Origin of the sequence: Leptospira koniambonensis (assembly GCF_004769555.1) — a bacterium.
In the GTDB taxonomy this organism is placed as follows: domain Bacteria; phylum Spirochaetota; class Leptospiria; order Leptospirales; family Leptospiraceae; genus Leptospira_B; species Leptospira_B koniambonensis.
This window is the reverse complement of sequence record NZ_RQFY01000004.1, coordinates 1,411,232-1,429,613: the sequence shown is the minus strand read 5'-3', so window position 1 is coordinate 1,429,613 and position 18,382 is coordinate 1,411,232. Positions and strand designations below refer to the sequence as shown.

Below are 18,382 nucleotides of genomic sequence, written 5' to 3'. Positions count from 1 at the left end.
GAATAAACTACCCTTTTTTTAGTATAGCGGTCAGCTCGCCCAAATCTCGGATATCTCCTTCTGCATGTTTATGAAATGCACTCCATCCTCTTGATCTTGTAGGAACAATATCCAACTCCACCTTATCTCCACAATAAACCAATTTGTCAGGAGAAAGTCCCACAATCTTCTCCGCTTCTTGAAAGATCAAAGGAGAAGGTTTTTCATATCCAAATTCTGCAGAGACAATTACAGGATAAAAATGATCAAGAACACCTACACTCGCTAATAATTGTTTGAGTCTATGATCCCAATTAGAAATGATCCCTAGACCAGAACCTCTTTGTTTTGCAAATTCAACTAACTCATAAAAACCAGGATCAATTTCCCAGACGGAAGGTTCATCAAAACGTTTGAATATAGATTGGAAGATAGGATCTGGTTCCAGATCTGATCCAATTTCTTTTAAGAAGAAGCCAAGTAATTCTCTCCACCAGCCTTCGCTTCCATCTTCATGTGCGTGAAACTTATCTCTAAAGTCAGGAAGTGGATGACGCGTCATGTGTGCATATGCCTTACGAAAGGCTCGCTCCATATAACCGTTTGGATGTTTAGAACCATCCAGGCCGAATTCTTTTAGAACTTCAAAATACACTTCGCCTGCTGGCTTTTTCATTGTTAGGAGAGTGTCTCCCACATCCAGAAAAATATAATGTTCTTTGGAGCTCATTTTGTTCTTAATAGAGAGCAGATGATCCATACCCTCTATAGTCAATATGCATACGGTATGCTAAAGGAAAATCAAAAACCAGAACTATCCGAAGAATTCAGGAAGTTCACGGGCAAACTTATGCGCGTCTCCAGGCCATCTTGCAGAAAGATAAGACTTATCTATAATACTGAACCCCGGTTTAATATTAGAAAAACTATCTCTCGCTATAGGCATTGGCCCTTCTTGGAAATCAGTGCTGGATTCCAGAAATGAAATTACTTCGTCCTGCAATGGTGTAGGATAAGTTCTATAATAATCTCCAAGCCAAGCCCTGGTTAAATTCCATGCCAAAAGTTCCTGGGATTTCAAAAGCCCTGTGGTTTTCAGTCCGTATAAGCTGGACTTTTTTGTTTTAGGATTTTTGGATCTTGCAGCAAGAAGTACTCCATGACAAATCGCAGCTACAGGTTTTCTCTCTGCGAATGTATTTCCTACCAATTTCTGCAACGGTTCGGATTCCAGATAAACTCTCATTCCTTTTGCATGTCCTCCAGGAAGAAGTAGCACATCAAAAGAATCTAATTTTACAGACTCATACTTTTTAGGATTTAAAAACTCATTCGATTTTTCTAATTCTCTATAAAGAAGAACATCATCATTCTTCGCTCTTAAAACTGGAGAAAGAATTCCTAAACCTTTTCCGGTTACCATTCTAAAATCAGCTTCGCCTGAGGTGCCGCTTGGAGTTGCAAATATGATCTTATATCCGTTCTCTTTTAAAACCTTCCAAGGTACGGATACTTCTGTGGGATCGAAATCGATTTGAGGGATTGGGATTAGAACTGTCTTCATTTATGGATGATTTTGTTTCATCCCTGGTTCCGCTGCAATCCTTGTTTCGTCTGCCCCTTCTTTAAGCTTAGGGTCTAAAGAAGTTCTGGCAGATATTTTTAATTCTCGAAGCAGTAATTCTTCCCTATCGGGAGAAGGGATTTTATCTGTAGATATTAAAGATGCCTTGATCGCATCCAATACAGAAGTTAAAACTAAATCAGGTGCTTTATCCCAGATAGCGCTTGTCATTACTAAAACAATTTTACGATGAGGGATCACATAGATGAATTGGCCACCTTTTCCGTTTGCCATGAAGCTAGGTTTACCTTCAAATTCATGGATCCAGAATTGCAGCCCGTATCTTTTTTCAATGCCTGGCTCTAAGGTCATAGCGATCCATTCAGGCTTTAATACCTGACGACCATTCCATTTTCCACCGTCCAGATAAAGCTGTCCGAGTTTCGCCATATCGATCGGTCTCAAACGAAGTCCAAATCCCGCGGTCTGTCTTCCTGATTTGGATGTATTCCATTCTTCTCCCTTAAAACCTAACCAAGAGAATGCAGTGTTTTTGGAATATTCATATAATGTCTTACCTGTCTTGGCTTCCAGATAACCCGCGACTAATTGAGTATCTCCATTAGAATATTCGAATTTAGTTCCAGGTGCGGAAGATACAGTAGGGATCCAAGCAATCGCAAGCGGATCTGCGTCCGTTCTAATATCTTCCTTTTTAGGAAATGAATCCCAGCCCATTCCGGAACTCATGCGTAATGCGTCTTTGAGCCGGATAGATTCTTTTCCTTTTAATTCAGAAGGAAGAAGGCCAGGCAAACTGGACTCAGCAGAGGAAAGACTATCTTCTAAATCTACTCCACAATCATTTGTATAACAAATCCCGAGTAACATGGAGACCACAGATTTGGTCACAGAATACATATTATGATTATGATTTCTGGAGATCCCTCCGGCATATCTTTCAAATACCAGATTCCCTTCCTTTAAGATGAGAAGAGAACGGACCTCGGTTTTTTCTTTTCTGAGTTTTTTGGAAAGTTCCACCAAGGGCCTGGAATCCAGTCCCAATTCTTCCGGAAATTCTACCCGAAAACCTTCTACAGGGTTTCTATCTAAGGTTTCGTTTTGGTCCCAGGCGAGTCCAGAAGGGAGTTTGACCCAGCCCCAGTCTAGTGCACTACAATTAGAAATAAAAAGGATAACTAAAGAGAAGAGAAAGAAACGTTTTACTGATATACTTGTAAAAAAACTACTCACTAAAAGACCCCCCATTCAATTTCTTAGGTCTTAAGTACTGCTTAGACAGACTCTATTGTAGGTTATCCTACATTCAATACTATTGAGACCTGGTTTGGAAATTTTTTTCCAGTCGATTTCTAAGTAAAAGAGCGCAAAAATTATGTATTTATTTGTTAAACGACGAAAATATTTAGCAAATCCTAATCCCAAAGGTTTAGTTTTTAGAAATCTGATGAAAATTAAATTCGGAATATTACTATTCTTCTTTATTCTAAACTGCTTCTTCGCAGTGGATTGGAGTTCCAACGAATCCGGCAAAATAAAAGGAAAAGGTTCCGTAGACGATTTTCCAGAAGCTGAAAATGCCAACCTAAGCAAACAGGAATTATCCAAAAAAGGTAAAAAAGGCGAGTTCAAAACCAGAGAAGAACAGGAACTTTTTGATATGATGATTTCCGCAGGTTCCGATCAAAACACTGCTCGGAACTGCGCTGCTAAATACGGAAACTGTAAGAGCCAATGTTGGGCCCAATATCCAATCCCTAAGGTAGAGACTGTTTTTACCGCAGTAACTGTGGATCGCAAGAGAGAAGATTGTATCGGAAGATGCAGTAATCTTTGTGATGATTACACTCCTTCTTCATCCAGAGGCTCTATGCCAAATTCGGGCAAAGGAAATTATTCCGATCCGAATGCTCCTAGATACTGATCCGTTCTTTACAAAGAAAGACTGGACAAAGAATGAATACTTCTTATCCTCCTTTTTCTCGGAGGAACCATGTCTTCATCTCAAGAAATTTTAGTCTTCACTACTCTGGCAGATCGCGATCTAGCGGAAGAGTATATCGCAGAAATGCTCCAGCTTGGTATCATAGTAAGCGGCACCATTTTTCCGGAAGTAGCTCTTTTGTACCAATGGGAAGGAAAGCTCACAATCGATTCTGAAAACAAAATCCTTCTAAAAGCAAAAGCAGACAAGTATGCAGCGATTGAAGAATATATTATGAAAAAACATCCTTATCTCGCTCCAGAGATTATCAAAATGGATGTTAGTTTTGGTTCGGATAAATTTAAGGCTTTTATAAAGGACAAAATCGCGAAAGGAGGTTAATCCTTTCGTATTTTATTATATCAATCCGCCAAACACGTATTGCACGAAAGAAGTCAAGGAACTCGGTTGTACTAAGATTGCAACCGCAAGTCCAGTTAATGCTCCATAAAGATGTGCATCGTGATTGATCCCATCTTGTCTATTCTTAGAAGCATAATAAGAATAGGCTACATACAAGACTGCATAGAGTGGTCCTGGTATTGGGATCGGTATAAAGAAAAAGAAAATTTTAGAATACGGATAGAATAGGATAGAAGCAAATACGATCCCAGAAGTTCCACCTGAAGCACCTAGACTTGCATAATTTACATCCCCTTTATTTTTCTGAAAACATACCAAATTTGCAATCAGTATACTTGCTAAGTACAGACCCATAAATCCCACAGGTCCAAGCACCAGATCCACATGCCTTCCAAAAAAGTAAAGGGTCAGCATATTAAAGAATAAATGAGAAAAATCCGCGTGAACGAATCCACTCGTAGCTAATGTATAATAGTTCCCTTCTTTAGAGTCTCTAAATGGCCTGAGGATCAGTTTATCTAAAAGATTCTGATCTCCATATAATGTATAAAGGCTTATGGCCGCTGTGATGAGTATGGTAATAATTGTGATGTCTAATCTCATTTTCCCTCTGTAGGATTGACTTTGATAGTAAGCATTTTGTCTCTGAGTAAGGCCGCTCTTTCGAAATCGAGTTCCTTTGCTGCTTTTAACATTTCTTCTCTGATCTTCTCTTTCATTTCTTCTTTAGAAGAGAAGTTTTTCTCTCTGAACTTCTTATTGATCTCTTCTGCCGCGTATTCTTCAGGAGCCAGTTCTTTTTCGGTCCTTTCGATCATATCGGCAATTTCCTTTTTGATCGTTTGAGGAGAGATCCTGTATTTCAGGTTATGTTCTTCTTGGATCGTTCTTCTTCTTTTGGTCTCTTCTATGGCTCTGGTCATAGAATCTGTCATCTTATCCGCGTATAATACCGCAGTTCCGTTGATATTCCTCGCGGCTCTACCGATTGTCTGTATTAAAGATTTATAATTTCTTAAAAAACCTTCTTTATCGGCATCTAAAATGGCAACAAGGGAAACCTCTGGGATATCCAAACCTTCTCGCAAAAGGTTAATCCCTATTAGGACATCATAAATCCCCTTTCTAAGATCTCGGATAATCTCTATCCTTTCTAAGGTCTCTATCTCTGAATGCAGATAAGAAACTTTAAGTCCTAATTCTTTATAATAATCGGAGAGGTCTTCCGACATTTTTTTGGTCAATGTGGTGACAAGAACCCTTTCTCCCAGATCGATTCTTTTCCGTATCTCTACTAAAAGATCTTCTACCTGGTTTTTAGTAGGTCGAACTTCTACATTCGGATCTAAAAGTCCTGTAGGACGGATGATCTGTTCTACTCTTGTTTTACTCTTCTCTAATTCATAATCCGCTGGTGTTGCAGATACATAGAGAGTTTTAGGAGTTAAAGATTCAAATTCTGTAAAGTTTAAAGGTCTATTATCTAGGGCAGAAGGTAATCTGAATCCAAAATCTACCAGAGTTTGTTTACGAGCTTTATCGCCTGCAAACATTCCTCCAACCTGAGGAATTGTTACGTGAGACTCATCCACTATAAGTAAAAAATCTCCGCGGAAATAATCGATGAGACAGGCAGGTCTTTCTCCTTCCTTTCTTCCTGTAAGATGGCGGGAATAATTTTCGATCCCGTTACAGTATCCCATCTCTTGCAGCATTTCCATATCGTAATTTGTTCTGGAAACGATACGTTGCGCTTCTAAAAATTTATTCTCTTTTGTGAACTTGATCTCTTGTTCAGCCATCTCATCTTTAATTCTTTTAACTGCGTCCTTTACCAAAGGAGCAGACATGATGAAGTGTTTTGCAGGATAGATAAAACATTTTTCCTGTTTAGCGATTACCTGAGCAGTAACCGGATGAATTCTTGAAATTGAATCCACCTCGTCGCCGAAAAATTCGATCCGGAATCCGTCGGTATGATACGCAGGATAAACTTCGATAGAATCTCCCCTAACTCTAAAATTCCCGCGGGAGAAGTCTGTATCATTACGATTGTATTGTATATGAAGAAGTTTGCGAATGACCTGATCTCTATCTATGATATCCCCTTTTTGTAAGGCGACTACAGAGTTCACATATTCTTCTGGAGATCCTAAACCATAAATACAAGAAACAGAACTTACGATCACAACATCATCTCTTTCTAACAAAGAAGAAGTTGCTCTCAATCTGAGCTTATCTATCTCCTCGTTCATCGACATATCTTTTTCTATAAAAGTATCAGAAGAAGGTACGTAAGCCTCGGGTTGGTAGTAATCATAATAAGAAACGAAGTATTCCACAGCATTTTCCGGGAAAAACTCCTTAAACTCTCGGAACAACTGAGCCGCCAAGGTTTTGTTATGTGATAGGACTAATGTAGGAAGTCCCATATTTGCGATCACCTGTGCCATGGTGAATGTTTTTCCGGAGCCAGTCACACCCACTAGGGTGACTTTATCTTCTCCCTTATGAAATGCTTGGCCTATTTTTTCTATGGCTTGGACTTGGTCCCCGGCCGCTTTGTAATTGGAATGAATTTTAAATATCGAAGACATACTCTTGGAAAGAAAGACCCGAAAATCGAAGAAGTGTAAAACTTAAAAACTGCGGAATTTACTTCGGAAGGATTTTTTCGGCCATAAATAAGGCCTGTCTTTTATCCTCTAAGATTTCCAGATCCATTTTATCGAATAATTTTTGCATTACCATCATACCTCTCATCAGAGTGGCTGTGGAAGAAAATTTTCCTCTTTCTATATCTTCTTCGATATTCAATTCTCTCAGGTTGTTCACCAGTCGGATCTTAAAAATTCCACTTTTTTCGATTGTATAGGCAACTTCTACATTTCCACCATCACCGTATTTGACTGCGTTCTCGACCGCTTCAATGGAACCTATTGTGAGGTCCACAATTAGGTCCTCGTCGATTCCGTTCGCTCTTAGGAAAGATTCCATTCTGCTTCTTACATATTGCATTGGTTGGAATTCTGTGCGGCCAAGAAGAAGGTACTCTTCATTCTTTAAAGTTTTTTTACGTAGTGTTGATTCTGCGGAAAGAGTATATTCTCTAGGATCTAATTTACTTTTTGCTGCTTCTCCAGAGGTAACAAGAGCATCTAAAGTAGTAGGGACCCAATCAGGTGAGAAGGAAGGCTCTTCTCTGAATTTTCGAAGAGTGTCCATACGGATCCACGCATGGAAATCCTGGGAATTACCTGTTAAACCGTTTGCTAGGAGTTCCCTAATGCGGGCTTCTATCTCTCCTAGGGAAAAGGACATTCCCATATTTTTCCATAGGACTGGTTTTTTCGAGGGATGTAAATCCGATTTTTTTCGGAAGACAGTTTCCTAAGTCACCAACGACGAATTTGGCGCAATGCCTCGTATGCGATTACCGCGACTGCGTTACTCAAATTTAAACATCTGCAATCTTCTTCCATTGGAATTCTAAGAATTCCATTTGGGATCTCAGATTGAAAAATTTCCTGAGGCAATCCTGATGTTTCATTTCCGAACAAAAATACGTCATTCTCCCCGTACTGAGGAGTTGTATAAGAAACTTTACCCTTAGTGGATATTAAATATAATTTGGAATCAGAGTCTAAAGATTTTGAGAAAGCCTCCCAACTAGAATGGAGAGTCAATTTTAGTTTATCCCAATAATCTAATCCTGCTCTTCTTGCTGCTTTTTCAGACAACTCGAAGGCAGGTTCTCCTACGATATGCAACTCTGCTCCTAAGGCGACGCATAGTCGGGCGATATTCCCAGTATTGGGAGGTATCTCCGGTCGATACAATGCGATCCGGAGAGCCATTTATCCTTTTTTCTGTCCCTTATTTAAGGATTTTGCAAGGATCGCACCGAAAGATCCAGTAGAAGAAGTTTCTTCAGAAAGATATCCGCTATAATCCAATCTTTCCTGAACTTCTTTTGCTTTCGCAAGAGAAAGTGAGATCTGTCTTTTGCCTATATTCACTTCTGTTACAAACGCAGAAACTGAATCTCCCATTTTGAAATGTTGCGCGGCAGGTGTACGATTTTGTAATCCAGTTTCTCTGTTAGGAACCAATCCGGAAAATTGTTCATTCAATTTTACGAATACTCCAAAAGGTTTTACACTTTCTACAGTTCCTGTGACCAAATCACCTTCTTTGAATGGAACATTTTGGGCCCAAGGATCTTTAAGAAAATCTTTAACAGTAAAGCTGTGTTTTCCTTCTTCCCAATCTAATTTTAGAACTTTTGCTCTTAGAACTTGTCCAGGATGGAAATCTTTAGCAAGATCCGCTCCCTTTTTGAAAGTTGCCTCGGAAGCAGGTACAAGTGCGGTAAGTCCGTCTGCTTCGACGATCAATCCGAAAGTATGAACAGATTTGACCTTACAGGTGACGAACATTCCAGGTTTCAATTCTCCTTTCAGAACTGAAATTTTGGCCTCTCTTTCTTTATCTGCGATTTTCTTTTGGGAAACGATTATCTTTCCTTTGCTCCCCACTTCTGAAATGAGGAAACGGACCCTTTTGCCTACTCCATTGTTTTGTTTTTTCAGCTCAGGATCTAATTGAGAAAACGGACAGAACCCTGTTTGTTCGCCTAACTTGACTTCTACGCCAGCATCATTCTCACCTGTGATATGACCTAAAACTGGGATCTCGGCGGTATGAGCTACAGATACCATATCTTTGGAGATTGTGTCCCCATTCAAACAAGTGGTGAAGTATTGGTCTCCGGAAGATTCCTGTAAAAAATATGCCTCGATAGTTTCTCCCTGTTTAGGAGGAGCTTCTGTAAATTCGTCTGCGGCGATAATCCCTGAGAGACCTGCTCCTTGGATCTTTATGAAAACGTAATCCGATTTAGAACTAGTGACTAACGCAGAAACTTTTGCTCCAGGCTCTAAGGCCGCTTTTTTTCTGAAACTTTCGTCCAGTAATTTTTGAAACAGTTCTTTTTGATCTTCGTTCATCGTCTCCGCCTCTCTGTTTTCTTTTTTTCAGGAGAAGAGATCTCGGTTTTCACTCTCTCCGTCACAACCGTTCTTAATGTTTTTAGTTTATCCCAATTTTGGAGAGGGTCTTCTCTAAAAATCAAAAGATGAGCCGGTTTACCTACTCGGATCTTTCCCTCATGAGCCGCCCCCAAATATTGGCAGGTGGTTTCAGTTGCCGCTCTCAATGCTTCTTTGGGTCCCAGAACTTCAGATAAAATTCTCAGTTCCTTCCAGCCGGAAATCCCAGGGAACTGTAGTTGGTGACCCGCACCCGAACCGAGTAAGATCCTTAGGGTCAGATTCTTGCGAGCCCTCAAGAAAGCAAGATAGGATTCGTATTCTTTCTCTGCTTCTTCTCTTTCCGATCCGGAAAGTGCAGGCAAAGTAGATAACACTTCTTTAGACAGCGCTCTTTCTTTAAAAGTAGGACTCCATTCGGTCCATTTTTCCCATTCTTCCGCAAAGGAAGAAGTTCCTATTCCTTTTCTAGTAAAATAGATCCCAAAAAGTGGAGCCCAAATTTGTTTCACCAAATTATGAGCAACGGGACGAATAGAAGAAGTTTCCGGAATTGGGTGATACAACACCTTCGTTTCGGAAGACAACGCTTCCCAGTTTGCAAATTCTTCGCCGAAAGTGGAGACTGATAATTCTAATCCATTCTTCTCCGCTTCACTTCTCATTCTATAAAGAAGTTTTCCATCTACTTCGAAAGTTTCACCTTCGTTATGCCTTAAGAATAAATGGATCTTTCCTCTTTTACCAGAAAGAGACGACATCGCTTCTTCAGGTGATTTTAGTATTTTATAACCTGAAACTTTGGATGCAGAAATTTCTTTGGATTCAGCGAGCAAAACAGGTGGAAGAACAGAGATGCGAGGATATTGAGAATTCTTTTTTCTGATCTCAGAAAGTTCAGAAGCCCAAGGAGGATCTGCGATACTCTGGATATGAGTGAACCCATGTAGCAGAAATTGTTTCAGATCGGATTCCAACTCGGAACGTTCCTTCCAGCCACCCAGAGAATTTGCTCCCAAGGTTACATGAGAATCACAGAATCCAGGCAAAACGAACAGTGGTTCCTTTGACGTGGAAGAAGAAGATATTTTCTCCACCAAACCGTCCTTCACTTGGATCTGAACAGGACCGGAATATTCCAAAGTTTCCGGTTGGATGAGATAGGCCCCGCTCCAAGACCAGGAATCCGCGTAGGTGTTCCAAGAAAATAGAAGGATCCCTAAAACATAGGGGAAGAATTTTGGCAAAATTCGGACCGAATTAGAACGGACCTTTTTTAAAGCTATTAGAATGAGTCTCTTGACAAACAAATCGAGTTCCGAAAAGTTCAAGGTTAATGGGTCAGGAAATCCGGGATATATCAGACAATATCCGGCTTACGGTGGAGGACGGAAGAATCCTCTCTCTAAAGACCCATCGAATCACCAGATCGGTCGAGGAACATATCCAACAAGCGATCGAGCTCATCTTGGATAAGGTCACTTATCCCACCCTTGTTCCAACGATTTACACTATCGTAAAAGAATTATCGATCAACGCCTGCAAGGCAAATCAAAAAAGGATCTTCTTCGAGGAAAAAGGATACGATATAGAAAATCCGATCCAGTACAAAAAAGGAGTCTCCGAATATAAGCAATTATTCTCCGAAAGAATGGCGGAAGAATACGGAAACAAATCCAAAAAGAAGGGATATTTCTGTCTGATCTCCTTCGACTATTCCATGGACGGAATTCGGGTCGAAGTCACAAACAATACACCAGTTACTATAGAAGAGGAAAAATCTCTTCGTGAAAAATTAGAAAAAGGAATGCAGTACGGAGACATTGCCCAATTCTATTTAGATAACGCTGACAATACGGAAGGAGCCGGGTTGGGACTCGCACTTATATTAATCATGCTAAAAGGAGAAGGTATCGATCCTTCTTTTTTCAGGATCATCATCCGCAAAGACGTAACCATCGCCAGATTAGAAGTTCCCCTTACGTCTAATTTTAAATCCGTAAGAGACCAGGATTTTTCCCGCGCTTGATGTTACCAATCTCAGCCTGTATCATCACATTAAACGAAGAAGATAATATCGAAAGATGTCTATCTTCTCTAGATTTCGTAAATGAGATCATAGTACTCGATTCCGGTTCTAAAGATAAAACCGAAAGTATTGCAAAGAAGAAGGGAGCGAAAGTAGTTCTTCGAAAGTTCGATGATTACGTTTCCCAAAAAAACCATGTAATCTCTTTAGCTAAAAGTCCTTGGATACTCACTCTAGACGCGGATGAAGAACTTTCTCCAGGCCTAAAAGAAGAGATCAAAAACTTATTCAAGAATGGAGAACCGGAAGAAGACGGATTCATCATCCCAAGACTTACCATGTACATGGGAAAATGGATCCGGCACGGAGGCTGGTATCCAAATTATAGGGCCAGGCTGTTCTTAAAATCCCAAGGCAAATTTGTAGGTGGAAAGGTCCACGAAGCAGTAGAATTGTCCGGAAAAAGAAAGAAGTTAAAACATCCAGTATTCCATTATTCCTACGAAAACTTATTCGATCATGTGAGCTTTATCAATCGATACTCGGAACTTGCTGCCACTGAAAAATTCGGAAAAGGAAAACGAAGCGGTTTAATCTTAGCTCTTTTAGAAGCAGGATACAAATCCTTTTGGATGTATTTTGTAAGACTAGGATTTTTGGATGGAAGAAGAGGACTGATCCTCGCAATTATGGGCTTTTATTATAATTTCTTAAAATACGCCAAAGTATTCGAAATGACTTTGGCGGAAAAACAAAAGACCGAAAACTAAAACCAGAGTTATACTCTATAGCGGTGTATTTGTCTTAAGTACGCGACAGCGATCGCAGCGAAAATCCCGCGAAGCGGATTGAAGCGTAGAGCGCGATCACGAGCAAAGCGAGTGAGTCGCCCTTATATCAATCTCTGCGTTCTTTATTATGATTGATACGGTTCATAATATAGAGCATTGAATATCCGCCCAAAAGTACCGCGATCAAATTCACATTTGCAACCTGGTAAATTCCGATCTTTGGTGAGATTAACCAATACACCACTTCTCGGATCAGGTCTTGAAAGATAGAAAGAATGATCAGAGATCCCAGAATAGCGACTAAAAACGCTACCCAGTAACCACCTAAAAGATCCTTTCTTTTATAATAATAAAAATACCAAGCTAAACCGCCACTAATAGACAGAACAAACAGTATATCCGTGAATGTCGTCCACCAACCCGAAGAAGAAGCTAAAACTAAAAAGGGTTGAGTGCCGAGTAAAGGGAGAAAATCGTTGAGCGAGGCCAGGATTCCCATCTGCATTACAGGTTTTCCGGGTTTTCGGATAAAGTCGAGAATTTTAGTAAAAAAGAAGCGAAACCCATTGAAAATCTTTCGAGACAGCTCAAAATACTTCGGGATCGTCGGTCACCCCCTATCTCATACATTATCACCACTATTGCATAGCTCATGGTACGAAGACCTGAGTCTGGACTGCGGCTATTTGGTTTTTCCAGTGGAAACTTTGGAAAAAAAGGAACTTCTTTCTTTGTCCAAGTTCGGAGTCAGAGGTTTGTCAGTTACCATTCCTCATAAGGAAATTGCATTCCTTCTCGCAGATAAGACAGACCAGACTTCTCAAACAGTTAAGGCAAGTAACACTTTAGTTTTCGAGAACGGATCGATTAGCGCGCATAATACGGACGGAATAGGCGCAGTCCGATCTATCCAAGAATCTTTTCCCGAAAGTTTAAAAGGAAAAGTTCTATTGATCGGAAGCGGAGGAAGCGCTCGTGGAATTTCTTTCACATTATTGAACGAAGCTGGAGTGAAAGATCTTACTATTGCAGCAAGAAATTCTAAAACTTCTGAAGAATTGATCGGATTACTTTCCAATATTTCTTCTGCAAAGATACAATCTTCAGATTTGAATGAAGTTCAAAAGAATTTTTCAGAATATTCTCTGATCATTCATACAACTCCTCTCGGAATGAAAGGCAAAGATCCAGGACCAGCAATCCCAGAGTCTTGTTTTAGAGAAGGACAGGTTGTATTCGATATAGTTTATAATCCATTGGAAACTCCTTTGGTTTTAGGTGCTAAGAAGAAGGGAGCGAAGGTCATTCCCGGAACAGAAATGCTTCTCTACCAAGCAGTAGAACAATTCAGATTATTCACTGGCGTAAACTTAAGTCCTGACCTAATAGAAAAAGGAAGATCCAGACTGCTAAAAGCGCTTGGATACGCCTGAGAAGAATATTAGAAAATTTTAAATGTCTAACCCAGATTTTTTAGAATTCGGATCCAAATTAACCAATTTAGAGAAAACTCGAAATTTTAATGTATTTGGGGATTATTCCCTGGATCCATTCCGTAACCTAGTAGATTCGTACGGTTGGAGAAATCGAAAAAAAGAAAGACTTAGGATCTCAGTAGTAGGAACAAATGGAAAAGGTTCCGTTTCTCACTTTTTAGCGGGAAGTTTTTCTAATCTTGGATACAAAACAGGTTTATATACTTCTCCCCACCTATTCGATCCAAAAGAAAGGATCAGACTTAGTCCAAATTTTAACCCGGTAAATGAAGAAGATCTAAAAGATATCTCTAATATACTATTTTCACAAAGTAATTCAGAAGAACTTTCATTTCTTTCCTGGTTTGAATGGTTTACCTTAGGATCATTCGTTCTATTCGAAAAAAGGGATATTGCAGTCCAAGTATATGAAGCAGGTTTAGGCGGAAGATTAGATGCCACGAAATTAGCTGATCCAGATATTCTAGTAGTTAGCGCTATCGGAGAAGATCATAAGGCAGTTTTGGGAAATACTAAAGAAGCAATTTTGAAGGAAAAATTAGGAATAATAACCGAAAGAACTAAGATCATATTCGCATTAGAACCGGAACCTTCTCTTTTAAAAATACTCAGAGAGTTTTGTTCCGAAAGAAATTTAGAACTATATCTTTATCCTGTCCTACCAGAAGGAAAATCCTATCTAGATCATAACCAAGAATACGTAAAGTTTATTGTACATAGATTAGAAGAGATCATCTCCAAAAATAAAATTGGGATCGAAAAAACAGAAAGTATAGTTACAGCACCACTTCCTCGTCCGCCAGGTAGATTGGAAATTATATCCAATTCCCCATTTATTGTATTTGATCCTGCCCATAATCCAGATGCAATCAGAGTTACTCTTGCCTCTTTGGCATCTGCATTCCCAGGTAAAAGATTCTCTGTCTTGGCTGGATTTTTGCCAGACAAAGAAGGAGAATCCATGGCAGAAAAACTTTTGGATTATACAAAAAACCAAAAGTCAAATTTGTATTTTATAGATTCGAAAGAATTCAAACTTCCGGAAGGATATGGGTCTTACTCAATCTTTCCGGAAAAACTTTCAGAAATCCTAAAACCTTCCCGCAATGAAGATGGGATCTTAGTTCTGGGAAGTTTTAGATTGTATTCTTATATTAAAACTTAGAATCGAACTTCTGGATTGTTTTACAAAATAGTATCTTGGAACAAATTATTTGCCTGAGAGCGCAGCCAGGATGGCGGAGCGACCCGGAGCTCTGCACAGGATGTGCAGGCGAAGGGGAAGGCAAAAATTTGCTCCAAGATATTCGAAAGCAATCCTCGGTTAAGTTTTAAACGTTCTGGCCTATGCGCCAAAGAACTCCGGAAGGATCGCTCAGAATAAAATCGATCATCTTCCAAGGTTGTTCTTCCGGGTCTGTTAACTTTACCTGGAACTTCTCTTCTATATTTTTGCTTTTTAAAATTTTATGCCAGGCGTAAACGTCTTCTACCAAAAGATGCATCATTAAATTTTCAGCCAACTCTTGGTTATAAAAATCCTGGAGAAGAAAACTGCAATGATCTACACAAAAATAAGCAACTCCTCCACCTTCGGATTTTTGAGTGAATCCAATCTCTTGGTAAAACCTTTTAGAAATTTCGAAATTTTTTGCGGGTAGAAATACTTTAATCTCCACCGTCTTTAAAGATATTTGATCCATTGATTACCTGCTTATCCCTATGCAGGAAGCCTATTATATTCCCAAGTTCATGGCCGGTGTTTCCGGTTTCTTTTTATATATTTTTATTATTAAATCAAAATCTCATATTAAATTTTGCGTAAGATTCTGTTTCATACTGCCCTTCTATTCCTCGAACAAATGTAGGCATGGTTTTAACTGGAGCCACTCCTACCTCTAAGGTTTCAGAATCCAAGCCAAGAGCATAAAAAGTTGCTGATAGGATCAACATTGTCCCAATCCCATATAACATGAGTCCACCTTGGACCCCTTGGTGTTTTGCAAATCTTCCGGAGATAGATCTGAAATAATCGGACTTATCCTTAGCGTCATTATAGATACTTTCCTGATAAAAATAAGAAAGAGCAAATGTTTGAAAATTAGGAGAAGACTGCTGCAATTCTTGAAGAGTCACAAAATTTGTGATCTGGACCATTGGTCTTGCATTTTCCAAGGCCTGATCCGCTCTTAAATTAAAGTAATAATATCCAGCGTAAAATAACAAACTTCCATAAAGCGAATAGATCCCAAAGTCGTCATAAGTATGATCTAAGAATAAATACTTTTTATTTCTATAATAAGAAACAGATTCTCCTTCTTTAAGTTTCGCCTTAATCTCGGAGACTTCTCCTTTTTTAATCTCCACTCCTTTGAATTGGTCCACATGATCAGCTAAAACAAATCTCAATCTATTCCAGCCAATTTTAGCCGGGATCTTTGCAAGCGGAGTGACTCCCAAATATTCAGAGCCTAAATATACTTTAGCTCCTGGAGGGTCGGAATCTACAGAAAGAAAGCCTTCTTTTTTATCTTTTTCTAATACAATATCCAGATCTTTAGGAGATTCTCTTAGATCAACCTGACCTACCCAGTCTGAATATCCGTTTTTAGTGATACGGATATCATGAATACCGGAAAGAATATCATTTCTTTTTAAAGGAGTTTTACCTATATAATTCCCATCTATAAATACAAGTGAATCGTATTGGTTCCCGGTTTTTACAGAAAGAGCTTTGGTATGTTTTCCTAAAAGTGTTTTGCGTATCTCTTCGATGACCGGATTCAATTCTTGGTATGATCGTCTAACGCTTGTTTTATGAGAGAATTCCTTTTTAGACCCATCTTTAGAGGATCTCATTCGGATATTGATTCGGATCTCTTCTCCCTTCTTCTCAAATTCCCCGTAGGTTGAATAAAAACAGTCGTATTTTCTGGAGATAGGAATGAGAAATCCCTCGTCAGGAGCAGTTTCTGCTTCGTAAGGTTGGACTTTTAATATTAAATATCTAGGATCTTTCGAAACGTTTAAAGAAAGTTCTCCTTTCTTTAATTTTTCGAGCCCTGTATAATCCCACTCTCCTTCTCTTAAATTTGGTTTAACTTCAGAAGGATTTGGACCAAAAGGATGTTGGATAGATTTAGGGATAAGAGATTCATCATAGATCTGAACTAATGATTTTAAACCAGAATATAGAACAGAAGCATATCCTGAAGAATAGAAATCTAAAGATGTATCTCCGGTTAAATTCCTAAGAGGAAAAATACAAAGTTTTCTTTCCTTCTCGAATTGGATCTTTTCAGGAGAAGAATATTCAGGAAAACGATAATACTCATCTATTGCATATGTTTGAGTTCCAACCAACAAAGGGGACAAACAGATCAGTAAAATAAATGCGGACGTCTTTCGAAGGAATAATAAGTTCAAGAACGTTTTCCTCCTACTGTCATTACTAAACCTAAAATTCCAAGAGTGGGAAATACTAAAGACCAAGGAGCATTCTGTGCATAATCTTTCGAAAACGCAATTTGTTCTCCAAGGCCTGGCCCAAATACTTCTCCGCCCGCTGAAATTCCTAAAAATCCGAATATTGCAAGAGTCATTACTACTGCAGGAAGTCCTGTAAACAAAAGCACTCTCAATATTTGAAATGCCTGAGGAAGAAGATGTGCCCTAAAAACATAAGACTTGCTCGCTCCAAAACAAGAAGCAGCCAATGCATATCCACTTGTGCTTACCTCATCTATCTTAGCCCGAACTGTTTCATAAACTTGTGCCCAATCTCCTAGTACAATTGCTAAGAACAAAGGTACCGGCCCCGCTCCAAAAACCTGAACTACAAGTAGAGCTAAAAGTAAAGAAGGTAAAGAAACAAATACTGAAGACAAAGGAGAAAATACATTCTTCTTAAAGAATGGACTAGTATAAGAAGCCAAACCAATCAAAGAAGCAACCGTTAGCGTAAGAACTCTAGCAGGAAATGCAAATAAGAAAGTAGCCAGACTCCCATATGCAAACATGGAAAATACATCTCTTCCTAATCGATCCTTACCAAATGGAAAATCAAAAGAAGGAGGAAGAAATGATTCCTTTAAGTTCAATTCAGTAGGGGCCGATTTAAATAATATCCCGAATATTACTAAAACTAGATATAGAAAGATTGTGCCGTAACGAACTAGGTTTAGAGTTTTCAAGCAGCACCTGCCTCCCAACCCAAAAGACTATCTCTCACTCTTTCAGAAACTCTGGTCAGAATATAAAACACTATCCCGCTATAAAATAAAAGTGCAGAAAGTAATGCTGAATCCATGGTTCTTATCGCGTGATACATGGATTTTCCAATACCAGGAAAGAAAAAAATCTCCTCTACAACTATGGCGCCTGAAAGTAAGGAACTCAAATCCAATAAGATCAAAATAAGAAGTACAGGTGAAACTTTAAGAAGAATATGCCTAAATAATATTCGATTTTCTGAATATCCTCTTGCTTTCAAAACATTTGTATAAGCAGATTTTTTTTCAGTCCCCGCCAATTGATGGGAAAAAATGAAAAGTCTGGCAAACACTCTAGACCCCAATGCAATCCCAGGCAGGATCACATAAGCAGTATTTCCGGGTTCATAACCTCCCGGAGGAAGTAATCCTAGTATCAGAAAAAAAAACACTAATAGAAAAACGGAAACTACGAACACTGGAGTAGATAAGATAAGTTGGCTGATAAATCCGAAAACTTCCCCCAGAAATCTGAAGTGAGGAAGGAGAGAGACCAATGCCAGAAAAACAGAGAAGAATGTACCGGTTAAAACTGCAAATCCTGCCAAATGCAAAGTTGGCCAAAATCTAGAAAGAATATGAGAAAGAACCGGATCCCCTGATTCAGTTTCTCCCATATCAAAACTGACCAAACCTTTCCAAAACTGAAAATATTTTTTCACAAAATCAGTGTTAGCTGGCTTATCCACTGAATCCTGGACTTGGATCCCAGAGTCCGCCTCTAAAAATTCCTTATTTAGGGATCTAAGCTGGGAGAAAAATACCGAAATTGCGGAAAGAAAAACCGCAAAGATCAAAAAGCGTTTCGCTTCTTCTAGCAAACTCTCACC

At 39.2% G+C, this 18,382-nt stretch carries 20 protein-coding genes; 6 read left to right on the top strand and 14 right to left on the bottom strand.

Translation table 11 applies throughout. From position 1 onward, the window contains the following. Nucleotides 1-7: 7 nt before the first annotated feature. The 3 genes from EHQ52_RS10695 to EHQ52_RS10685 form a co-directional block, all read right to left on the bottom strand. Nucleotides 8-709 carry an HAD-IA family hydrolase gene (locus EHQ52_RS10695; RefSeq protein ID WP_135615167.1) on the bottom strand — a complete coding sequence of 234 codons (702 nt, stop codon included), beginning with the start codon at nt 707-709 and terminating at the stop codon, nt 8-10. Between the two features lie 84 nt (nt 710-793). Then, the gene (locus EHQ52_RS10690; protein ID WP_135615166.1) at nt 794-1,543 is read right to left on the bottom strand and encodes a type 1 glutamine amidotransferase domain-containing protein; all 750 of its coding nucleotides are present in this window, start codon (nt 1,541-1,543) and stop codon (nt 794-796) included. Beyond that, a complete protein-coding gene (locus EHQ52_RS10685) occupies nt 1,544-2,815 on the bottom strand; it encodes a serine hydrolase domain-containing protein (protein WP_135615165.1) in 1,272 nt (423 codons plus the stop codon). A 199-nt stretch (nt 2,816-3,014) separates the two neighbouring features. Here EHQ52_RS10685 and EHQ52_RS10680 point away from each other — a divergent pair, with 199 nt between their 5' ends. Both EHQ52_RS10680 and cutA read left to right on the top strand, forming a co-directional pair. Then, nucleotides 3,015-3,491, top strand: a complete 477-nt coding sequence (locus EHQ52_RS10680) for an LIC_10730 family protein (protein ID WP_135615164.1) — start codon at nt 3,015-3,017, stop codon at nt 3,489-3,491. A gap of 69 nt (nt 3,492-3,560) precedes the next feature. Next, nucleotides 3,561-3,893, top strand: coding sequence for a divalent-cation tolerance protein CutA (gene cutA, locus EHQ52_RS10675; RefSeq protein WP_008593982.1), 333 nt, complete (start codon nt 3,561-3,563; stop codon nt 3,891-3,893). A gap of 15 nt (nt 3,894-3,908) precedes the next feature. On the opposite strand, the gene EHQ52_RS10670 is transcribed toward cutA, so the two are convergent. From EHQ52_RS10670 to EHQ52_RS10645, 6 genes are all read right to left on the bottom strand, one after another. Beyond that, nucleotides 3,909-4,517, bottom strand: a complete 609-nt coding sequence (locus EHQ52_RS10670) for a rhomboid family intramembrane serine protease (RefSeq protein ID WP_135615163.1) — start codon at nt 4,515-4,517, stop codon at nt 3,909-3,911. Beyond that, nucleotides 4,514-6,511, bottom strand: a complete 1,998-nt coding sequence (gene uvrB, locus EHQ52_RS10665) for an excinuclease ABC subunit UvrB (protein ID WP_135615162.1) — start codon at nt 6,509-6,511, stop codon at nt 4,514-4,516. The genes EHQ52_RS10670 and uvrB overlap by 4 nt, the downstream gene beginning before the upstream one ends. Before the next feature lie 58 nt (nt 6,512-6,569). Beyond that, nucleotides 6,570-7,235 carry an ATP-binding protein gene (locus EHQ52_RS10660; RefSeq protein WP_135615161.1) on the bottom strand — a complete coding sequence of 222 codons (666 nt, stop codon included), beginning with the start codon at nt 7,233-7,235 and terminating at the stop codon, nt 6,570-6,572. A gap of 74 nt (nt 7,236-7,309) precedes the next feature. Further along, complete coding sequence (locus EHQ52_RS10655) at nt 7,310-7,771, bottom strand: tRNA (cytidine(34)-2'-O)-methyltransferase (RefSeq protein ID WP_135615160.1); 462 nt, start codon at nt 7,769-7,771, stop codon at nt 7,310-7,312. Next, nucleotides 7,772-8,923: a S1 RNA-binding domain-containing protein gene (locus tag EHQ52_RS10650; protein ID WP_135615159.1), complete on the bottom strand. Its 1,152-nt coding sequence runs from the start codon at nt 8,921-8,923 to the stop codon at nt 7,772-7,774. Next, nucleotides 8,920-10,275 carry an amidohydrolase family protein gene (locus EHQ52_RS10645; RefSeq protein WP_135615158.1) on the bottom strand — a complete coding sequence of 452 codons (1,356 nt, stop codon included), beginning with the start codon at nt 10,273-10,275 and terminating at the stop codon, nt 8,920-8,922. The genes EHQ52_RS10650 and EHQ52_RS10645 overlap by 4 nt, the downstream gene beginning before the upstream one ends. Nucleotides 10,276-10,301: 26 nt before the next feature. On the opposite strand from EHQ52_RS10645, the gene EHQ52_RS10640 reads away from it, so the two are divergent. Both EHQ52_RS10640 and EHQ52_RS10635 read left to right on the top strand, forming a co-directional pair. Next, nucleotides 10,302-10,994 (top strand): ATP-binding protein, encoded by a 693-nt coding sequence (locus EHQ52_RS10640; protein WP_135615157.1) that lies wholly within the window; start codon nt 10,302-10,304, stop codon nt 10,992-10,994. Continuing rightward, nucleotides 10,991-11,764, top strand: coding sequence for a glycosyltransferase family 2 protein (locus EHQ52_RS10635; protein WP_167492202.1), 774 nt, complete (start codon nt 10,991-10,993; stop codon nt 11,762-11,764). The genes EHQ52_RS10640 and EHQ52_RS10635 overlap by 4 nt, the downstream gene beginning before the upstream one ends. 127 nt (nt 11,765-11,891) lie before the next feature. Here the strand turns inward: EHQ52_RS10635 and EHQ52_RS10630 are convergent, their stop codons facing one another. Then, entirely contained in the window at nt 11,892-12,284 is a 393-nt protein-coding gene (locus EHQ52_RS10630; protein ID WP_036090145.1) for a hypothetical protein, read from the bottom strand. A 67-nt stretch (nt 12,285-12,351) separates the two neighbouring features. Here EHQ52_RS10630 and aroE point away from each other — a divergent pair, with 67 nt between their 5' ends. Further along, nucleotides 12,352-13,218: a shikimate dehydrogenase gene (aroE, locus tag EHQ52_RS10625; protein WP_135615155.1), complete on the top strand. Its 867-nt coding sequence runs from the start codon at nt 12,352-12,354 to the stop codon at nt 13,216-13,218. Nucleotides 13,219-13,240: 22 nt separating this feature from the next. Next, complete coding sequence (locus EHQ52_RS10620; RefSeq protein WP_135615154.1) at nt 13,241-14,446, top strand: bifunctional folylpolyglutamate synthase/dihydrofolate synthase; 1,206 nt, start codon at nt 13,241-13,243, stop codon at nt 14,444-14,446. Nucleotides 14,447-14,612: 166 nt separating this feature from the next. Here EHQ52_RS10620 and EHQ52_RS10615 read toward each other — a convergent pair whose 3' ends face one another. The 4 genes from EHQ52_RS10615 to EHQ52_RS10600 form a co-directional block, all read right to left on the bottom strand. Beyond that, nucleotides 14,613-14,984, bottom strand: coding sequence for a VOC family protein (locus tag EHQ52_RS10615; protein ID WP_135615153.1), 372 nt, complete (start codon nt 14,982-14,984; stop codon nt 14,613-14,615). A gap of 94 nt (nt 14,985-15,078) precedes the next feature. Then, entirely contained in the window at nt 15,079-16,707 is a 1,629-nt protein-coding gene (locus EHQ52_RS10610; protein ID WP_135615152.1) for a PEGA domain-containing protein, read from the bottom strand. Beyond that, on the bottom strand, nt 16,704-17,474 hold the full coding sequence (locus EHQ52_RS10605; RefSeq protein ID WP_135615151.1) for an ABC transporter permease: 771 nt from the start codon (nt 17,472-17,474) through the stop codon (nt 16,704-16,706). Before EHQ52_RS10605 ends, EHQ52_RS10610 begins: the two co-directional genes overlap by 4 nt. Next, complete coding sequence (locus tag EHQ52_RS10600; protein ID WP_135615150.1) at nt 17,471-18,373, bottom strand: ABC transporter permease subunit; 903 nt, start codon at nt 18,371-18,373, stop codon at nt 17,471-17,473. The genes EHQ52_RS10605 and EHQ52_RS10600 overlap by 4 nt, the downstream gene beginning before the upstream one ends. Between the last annotated feature and the right edge of the window lie 9 nt (nt 18,374-18,382).